At 67.6% G+C, this 7,612-nt stretch carries 8 protein-coding genes and 1 pseudogene; 3 read left to right on the forward strand and 6 right to left on the reverse strand.

From position 1 onward, the window contains the following. Positions 1 to 14 precede the first annotated feature (14 nt). Positions 15 to 923 carry an RNA polymerase sigma factor SigJ gene (gene sigJ / locus U9983_RS25460; protein WP_322756438.1) on the reverse strand — a complete coding sequence of 303 codons (909 nt, stop codon included), beginning with the start codon at positions 921 to 923 and terminating at the stop codon, positions 15 to 17. Positions 924 to 1,012: 89 nt separating this feature from the next. On the opposite strand from sigJ, the gene U9983_RS25465 reads away from it, so the two are divergent. Then, complete coding sequence (locus U9983_RS25465; protein ID WP_322756439.1) at positions 1,013 to 1,300, forward strand: hypothetical protein; 288 nt, start codon at positions 1,013 to 1,015, stop codon at positions 1,298 to 1,300. On the opposite strand, the gene U9983_RS25470 is transcribed toward U9983_RS25465, so the two are convergent. Continuing rightward, positions 1,233 to 1,568 (reverse strand): hypothetical protein, encoded by a 336-nt coding sequence (locus U9983_RS25470; protein ID WP_322756440.1) that lies wholly within the window; start codon positions 1,566 to 1,568, stop codon positions 1,233 to 1,235. The two genes, U9983_RS25465 and U9983_RS25470, sit on opposite strands and share 68 nt — an antisense overlap. A 97-nt stretch (positions 1,569 to 1,665) precedes the next feature. On the opposite strand from U9983_RS25470, the gene U9983_RS25475 reads away from it, so the two are divergent. Beyond that, positions 1,666 to 3,462 (forward strand): GNAT family N-acetyltransferase, encoded by a 1,797-nt coding sequence (locus tag U9983_RS25475; protein ID WP_322756441.1) that lies wholly within the window; start codon positions 1,666 to 1,668, stop codon positions 3,460 to 3,462. On the opposite strand, the gene U9983_RS25480 is transcribed toward U9983_RS25475, so the two are convergent. The 3 genes and pseudogenes from U9983_RS25480 to U9983_RS25490 all read right to left on the reverse strand — a co-directional run bounded on the left by U9983_RS25480 (position 3,398) and on the right by U9983_RS25490 (position 6,015). Further along, entirely contained in the window at positions 3,398 to 4,138 is a 741-nt protein-coding gene (locus tag U9983_RS25480) for an AMP-binding enzyme (protein WP_322756442.1), read from the reverse strand. The two genes, U9983_RS25475 and U9983_RS25480, sit on opposite strands and share 65 nt — an antisense overlap. 492 nt (positions 4,139 to 4,630) lie before the next feature. Further along, a pseudogene (locus U9983_RS25485) lies at positions 4,631 to 5,587 on the reverse strand (aldo/keto reductase). Beyond that, positions 5,587 to 6,015 (reverse strand): VOC family protein, encoded by a 429-nt coding sequence (locus tag U9983_RS25490; protein ID WP_322756444.1) that lies wholly within the window; start codon positions 6,013 to 6,015, stop codon positions 5,587 to 5,589. The pseudogene U9983_RS25485 and the gene U9983_RS25490 overlap by 1 nt, the downstream one beginning before the upstream one ends. Before the next feature lie 64 nt (positions 6,016 to 6,079). Between U9983_RS25490 and U9983_RS25495 the strand changes: the two genes are divergently transcribed. After that, positions 6,080 to 6,901 (forward strand): helix-turn-helix transcriptional regulator, encoded by an 822-nt coding sequence (locus U9983_RS25495; protein WP_322756445.1) that lies wholly within the window; start codon positions 6,080 to 6,082, stop codon positions 6,899 to 6,901. 331 nt (positions 6,902 to 7,232) lie between these two features. Here the strand turns inward: U9983_RS25495 and U9983_RS25500 are convergent. Next, positions 7,233 to 7,612: VOC family protein (locus U9983_RS25500; protein WP_322756446.1), on the reverse strand; the 380-nt coding region annotated here is incomplete at its 5' end.

The raw sequence follows: 7,612 nt of genomic DNA on the forward strand, positions 1-7,612 counted from the left end.
CTTAAACGACAAGCTCAGGCCGTGTCCTGGATGTCGAGGGCCGTGAGGTCGAGGCCGGTGAGGCGGTCGGGGTCGACGATGGCGTAGATCTCGACGATCCGTTCGTTGGTCACGGTAAACCCCATAACCGAGATCGGCCGGTCGCCTGCCGTGATCACGACCCCGGCGGCGCCGTTGACCAGTGCCGAGCGCACCACCGCCGTGGGCTGGGCGAACATGAGGGCCCTGCGGGCGACGGCCGGTGCCCCACGGACCACCGCCGAGGCCTGCGGCCGGGAGGCCCCACCGTCGGCGCGCATGACGATGTCGGGGTCCAGCAACGCGACCAGCGCATCGAAGTCGCCGCTGCGGGCCGCAGCGAAGAACGCGTCGACCACCCGTCGCTGGACGATGTGGTCGGCGTCGGGGACGGGCGCGCCCAGCGCCCGCACCCGTCTGCGGGCCCGGCTGGCCAGTTGGCGGGCTGCCGCCGGGGAGCGGTCCACCATCGGCGCGATCTCGTCGAACGGCAGGTCGAACATGTCGTGCAGCACGAAGGTCAGCCGCTCGGCGGGAGTCAGGGTGTCGAGCACGATGATCAGTGCGAGCCCGACCGACTCGGCCAGCAGCGCTTCCTGCTCGGGCTGCCGGGGCCCGGCAACCTGGTCGGGACTGATGATCGGATCGGGCACGTGGATGCCGATCGGGTGCTCGGAACGGGTCCTGCGCACCCGCAGCATGTTCAGGCAGATCCGGGCGACGACCGTGGTCAGCCATCCGCCCAGGTTCTCGATGTCGCTGGCCCCGGACCGGTTCAGCCGCAGCCAGGCGTCCTGCACGGCGTCGTCCGCCTCGTGGACGGAGCCGAGCATGCGGTAGGCGACAGCGCGCAGATGCCCGCGGTGCTCCTCGAACCGCTCGGCCAGCCACTCGTGTTCGTCCATCGGTCACATTCCTCCGTCGGCGCGTGTCATAGGCAATGACCGACGGCCGTCGGCCCGTGTGACAGGGAAGGTATGACCAGATGTTGGCGATGCTCCTGAGGACCAAGGTGAAGGCCGAGAAGGCAGCCGAGGTCGAAGCGGCTGTGAGATCGTTGTTCGCCACGTTGGAGGAGGCGCGCCCCCAGGGCGTCCGTTACACGTCGTACCGGCTTCAGGACGGTGTGACCTACGTGGTGCTGCTGCAGATCGAGGAGGGGATCGACAATCCGCTACCGAAGGTGCCGGAGTTCCTGGAGTTCCAGGAGAACCTCAAGGGGTGGCTCGCCGAGCCGCCGGCTCCCGAGCAGCTGACGGCCATCGGCGACTATCGGTCCTGACGGCGGCGGGTTCGGCACGCACCGGTGCCGGGGCGGCGGCGTAGACGTTGGGATAGATGAGCCGGAAGCCCAGCACTCGGCGGATCTTGGAACTGTCGATGATGTCCTTCCACGGATCGTCGAGGACGCGCTGCGCCGCGTCCGGGTCGGGCGCGATGTTGTTCAGCCGGAGTATCTCGCAGGCGGTGATGGGCGCGTCGTCGCCGACGTTGAAGATTTCGCCGTCGATCCCCTCAGCCCACAGGCCGCACAGCAGCGCCTGCACCACGTCGGCATGGGGCAGCAGCGCCCCGATGTAATCGCGGTCCCCACGCAGAGCTCGTGCTGGGCGCTCGGCCCATCCCCTTCCGTGAGAGCATTCCTGGATGAGCGGCTTGACCGAAGCGGTGAAGCTGAGGGTGGCGCGGCCGGACGAAGCCGAGGCGCTGAGCGGACTGACAATGCGTTCCAAGGCGCACTGGGGCTATGACGAGGAGTTTCTGGCCGCCTGCCGGAATGATCTCTGGTTTCGACGTGGCGAGGTGGTCGCACGGCGGACGGTGGTTGCTGAACGGGATGGACTGGTCCTGGGTGTGGCCACCTTGGAGGGTGATCCGCCGGACGGTGAACTAGGCATGCTGTTCGTTGAACCGGACGCGATCGGCCGCGGCGTGGGGCGCGTGCTGTACCGGCATGTACTGGAGGAGGCGGGCCGGCTGGGGTTCACTCAGGTGACAATCGAATCCGATCCCAACGCCGAGGCGTTCTACCTGGCGATGGGGGCGGAACCGCGGGACGTCCGCCGGCCGGGGACAGACCATGCCCTGCCCGTGTATGTCGCGTGGCCGGTCCGGCCGGAACCATCCTGGTCGATGGCTTGGAGTGCCGGCGGGTCCACGATTCACGTCGGCAATGTCGCGGAGTTCAACGGCCAGTTCGCTGGCGGTGTGCAGGGTCCCGACCACTACTCCTGTCTGGCTACCTTCTGCGGTCCCCGCCCCGCGATGGTCGTTCTCCCCGAGCGGGTCGAGGACTGGTGGGTCCGGGACGTTGCTGCCGTACTCGGCTGGGGCGAGGTCGAGCTACACAGTGGGATCGCCGGAGACGGCCGGATATCCGAGGCGATCCGGTCTCGGCCGGACCTGCTGGAACGCCTCACCTCCCGGGGTTCACCGGTCCTGCCGTGGGGTCGGACGGCGGCATTCGAAGCAATCGCCCCGTCACCCCGCGGTCTGGTGGAGGCAATCGGCCGGTATGAGTCCAAGAGGCATGCCCACGCGTTGTTCCGTACGCTGGCATCCGATCACCCGGGAATCGTCGTTCCCGCACAACGGCCGGTCGGTTCGCGACGCGCGCTCGCGCGGGAACTGACCGGAGTGGCTCGGGTGGTGCTGAAGACCGAGTACGGCGCCGGCGGGTCCGGCACGCTGATAGTGACCCCCGAGACAGCGGGGCGCCGAGCCCTCGTCCGACGATGGGCGCGCGACGGCGTGCTGTTGGAGGAGTACGTGGAGGGATCAGGCCCGTACCGCGACCCCACCTTTGACGCCGTCATCGACCCCGAAGGCGAGGTCCACCCGGTCGGCGTCGGGCTGATGGACGTCGACGGGACCAGCTACCGGGGAGTCACAGTCGGTCCCGGTGTCCTTCCCGATTCGCTCGCCGACACAGCCGTCGGATTCGGGTCAGCGGTGGGCCGTGCCCTGGCCGAGGACGGCTATCGGGGCTGGTACGACGTTGACTTCGTGACCGACCGGTCGGGCCGCCTCGCCCCCACCGAAATCAACCTGCGGCTCACCGGCCCGGCTGTCGCGTTCCACCTCCAGGCTGCCCTCGACCGCCGGCGAGGAGGACGTCATCTCGTCCGCACGCTCGACCGGCTACCGCTAGGTGCCCGGCTGCCCGCCGGGACGCTGCGCGAACACCTCGCCCGCACTGCCCAGAGCTGCCGGGCGATCGGCGCGACCCTGCTGGTCACCATCCCGACAGCCGCATTCGACCCCGTCCCCTACCTTGGCGTGGCGATAGCCGGCCGCACCAGGCGGACCCTGGATGACGCGGAGACCACCGTCCGAAGCGCGAACGCGGCCCTTGGCGGGATGTTCGCCGATCTGGGGGTCACCCCGCGGGGCGCTCGCGGACCGCGAAGACGACGAGCACGGCCGCGGCGATCATCAAAGTGATGTTGAACCCGTAGACGAGGGCCGCCTGACGTGCCCAGTCGGTCTTGGCGGCGAGCCGGTAAAAGTTGTCCTGCGGCCACCAGGCGGCCAGCAGCCAGACGATCGATAGATGGGCCAGCGTGGTCAGCCATGAAGGACGTCCCAGCCGGGTCAACCGCCTGCGGCCGAAGAGCAGGAAGCTGATCCCCAAGCCGAAGGACAGGAATTCGGCCACATAGAGCCCGGTAAAGAGCCTCCTGAACCACGTCTGGGGCACCACGGACAGATCAGTGGAGCCCGGCCAGAAAACGTCGGTCGTCAGGAACGCCACCAGAGCGACGACCCCTGCTAAAACCAGCATGAGCCCCCCGAGTGGCATATCGTCCAGATCGGCCAACGCCCCCTTGCCGCCCGCCATCATTCCCGGCTGCACCGGAAGCGGAAGACCTCCGCGGTCCACCTCACCGAAACGGGTGCAGGGCAGGGAGTCCACCGGTATCACGGCCCGAGGGACCCGGTTGGATCGCAGGCGGGGGGTCGACAGGAACGCCCGTATGTCCGCGGGGGATGCCTGGCCAATGATCACGACATACGCGACGAGCATGTGCGTCCTCGGCCCGGTCGGGATCCTGGCGACTACACACTCCTGAACAGCCGGATGCCTGCGAAGCTCCGCCTCCACATCGCTATAGGACATACCAGATCCTTCCATGCGGTAAGAAAGCGCCCATCCCGGGCAATGATGTCACCGGGGACATCGCTCCGCTGTCGCCAGTTTTCGATCGCCACACGCTCGTTTGACGGTAAGGGATACGGGTGCGCGGGCGGGCCGGGGCACGCGAGTCACGCTGGTGATCTCATCGGGCCGCTCAGCGAGCGACAGGATCGGCAGCGCCAGGTCCGGGCAGGTCGGGGCGTGTGCTGTGCCGATGACCCCGCAACTGGCGCACACTCCCCTGACCGTCCAGCCGAGACGATCAGGCGGCGGCAGCACGATCTGTCAGCGGGCTTGCAGCCATGCTGGCCAGAGCTTCGCAGATGTGAACCCTACGTTACTAAGATCATTAATTTGGTTGCGTGAACCGCTAAACGACCAGGTCAGGCGGTATGTGGGACCTACCCATGAGATGGTTGGTGGACCTTACGTACCACAATCCGAACCGTAGGCTCTTGGCCGAAGGCCCTGAAATCACCGTCGGCCCGGTCGCCGCACGGCTGTTGACCAGGGGTGATGCCGAGTGAGCCCGGCGCCGGCGACTGAGCACACGCGACCGGCCTCCGACCCACAATGCTGGTCGAGTCGTCGAGCACCGAGAATCGGGTGGATGGCGCGGGAGTGGGTCCGGGTCCAGGCGATCGCGACTTGGGATGCGGTGGCGCCGAGTTCGTCGGCGACGTCTTGGACGGCGCGCGCGATTGCGCGGTCGTGTTCGCTGATCGATTCCGGACTGAGTCGGGTCCTGGCGTCGGCACGGCCTGGGCGGGTGTATTTGCCGGACAAGATCCCACCAGCGAGCGGACTCCACGCGGCGACGGTCATGCCGAAGGCTTCGGCCATCGGCAGCAGCTCGCGTTCGATGTCACGTTTGAGCAGGCTGTAGGGGACCTGCAAGCCGATCAGCGGGCTCCAGCCGCGCCATTCGGCGAGGGTGTTGGCCCGCGAGACCACCCAGGCCGGGGCGTCGGAAATCCCGACATAGAGTACCTTGCCGGCCTGCACCGCGTCATCCAGTGCCCGCATCGTCTCCTCGAGGGGGGTGTGGCGGTCCCATAGGTGCACCCAGTACACGTCGATGTAGTCGCTACGCAGCCGCCGCAAGCTTGTTTCCAGCGAACCCCGCAGGTTCTTGCGGTGGTTGCCGGAGGCGTTGGGGTCAGCCTGGTCGCGTGACACGGTGTATTTGGTGGACAGCACAAACGTGTCCCGGCGGCCCTCGAGGAGCTGACCGACGATATCCTCACTGGCGCCGGCGCGGTAGTTCACCGCGGTGTCGATGACGTTGCCGCCCGCCTCGGCGTAGGTATCGAGCATGCGTCGGCACTCTGCCAATGGCGCGCCGACTCCTCCTTACTCGCCGAACGTCATCGCGCCGAGGAAGACCTCGGACACGCGTAGCCCGCTGGCTCCGAGCAGCCGGTAGCGCATCAGGCGAACGCCCGTGCCGCGGCGGCCACGATCTCGTCGTGGCCGACGTCGCGCACATGCTGGCTGACGTTCCACCGGTGTCCGTATGGGTCATCGAGCTGTCCGTGCAGATCCCCCCAGAACATCTCGTGCAGCGGTTGGCGCACCTGCCCGCCGGCCGCGATGGCCTGGGCGAAGACCGCTTCGGCGTCGGCGACCTCGAGCGAGAGCACGACCGCGGTGCCGCCGATCGTGGGCGGGGCGAGCACGCCCATCTCGGGGAACTCGTCAGCCACGTGCAGCATGCCGTCACTGATGCGCAGCTGGACCGACATCAACCGCCCGTCGGGGGTGGGGATCCGGTCGAGCTCTTCGGCACCGAACGCGTCGCGGTAGAACGCGACCGCGCTCTCGGCGCCCTGGACAACGATGTGCGGGGTGATAGGCATGGCCTGACCGTAGGCCGCACCGCGACCGGCAATCTTGAACGTTCTTGCGGCGTAGCATTTCGCCATGGACAGCGAGCAGGTTCGGATCTGGCACCCGGCCGATGAAGACCGCGTCCTGCTCATGGCCGGCCAGACCACCCGCTACGCCATAGACCCCCGCGCCCAATACGTGTTCGGGATCGTCGCCGACCAGCCCATGCTCGCTCGGCGGGGACCGCGGCGTTGGCTGGTGCAGCCCGGCGACCTCGTCGCCTGGGACTCCTCCGACGCGCACGCCGGTACGGCCCCCGACGCCCGACCCTGGTCAGCCTGCCTCATGATCATCGATGCTGACCACCTCACGACGCTCGCCAGTGACCACGAATCCGAGCCGCTGGCCGATGTCAGTTTCCCCGAACCAGTCCTCTCCGACCCCGACCTCGCCAGCAGGTTCTTGCGGCTACATACCGCGTTGCAAACACCCATCACCCGCCTTGAACGCGACGACCGACTCGCCGAGTGGCTCCGTGCGATCATCGATCGGTCCTCGACCCTTCGCCCCACCCGTACGCCACTCAACGCCCGCGACCACAAAGCTATGCGTCTAGCCCACGCCTACCTCGGCGACCAACCCGAACGCAACATCAGCCTCGACGGGCTCGCCACCGCGGCCGGGATCGGCAAGTTTCGCCTGTTGCGGCTGTTCCGCGAACAAACCGGCCTGCCACCCCACGCCCTGCAAATCGCGTACCGCATCCGCCGCGCCCAACGCCTCCTCGAAACCGGGCACACCATCGCCGTAACCGCCGCCGCCACCGGCTTCGCCGACCAAAGCCACCTACACCGCCACTTCCGCCGCAGCCTCGGAATGACACCCCGCGAATACCAAACCCGCCTCACTACCTGAACCTGGCGTCCACAACATCACCGACGACTACTGATCTTTAATTCGTGAAGTCGTGTGGGCGTGCGAGGGTCTGGCTATCCCCCACGCCGCAGCGTCGTCCGCGAGTTTGTCACGAGCGCGCATCCACGTCTGATTGTCGACGATCCACCTGCGGAGGAGGGAGGCACCCTGGTTGTGGGTGTCGACCGACGCCGACGCGGCGAGGTGCGTGCCCCGGCCCCGCGACGCCGCGGCCCTGTTGCCGGTCGCCCACACTCGGCATAGGCGGAACACGTCCTTCAACGTCCGCACATCGTGGAGTCCGCCGAGAAGCCGCTGCGCGGGGCTTCGTCTACTGGCCCGGCGGAGGTTCCCACAACTCGAATCGGGTCCCCTCCGGATCAACGGCCCAGCCGAACCGGCCGTACCCGGACTCCTCGACAGCGTCGATCACCTCGACCCCTTCGGCACGCAGTTGGGCGAGCATCGCGTCCAGATCGGCCACCCGGAAGTTAACCATGAACGCTTGCTCGCGCCGACCGAAGTAGTCGGTATCCCCGTCGAAGATTGCCCAGGTGGTTGAGCCGCCCGGCTCCCAGCTGAACTGGACGCCGCCGAAGTCGGCCAGGTCGAAGCCCAGGTGACTCGCATACCAGGCCCGAAGGCTCGCGGCTTCCCCTGCTCGTTGGAACACTCCGCCGATGCCGGTCACCCTCTCCATCCACCAACATT

This window comes from Protofrankia sp. Cas3 (assembly GCF_963555955.1).
GTDB lineage: Bacteria > Actinomycetota > Actinomycetes > Frankiales > Frankiaceae > Protofrankia.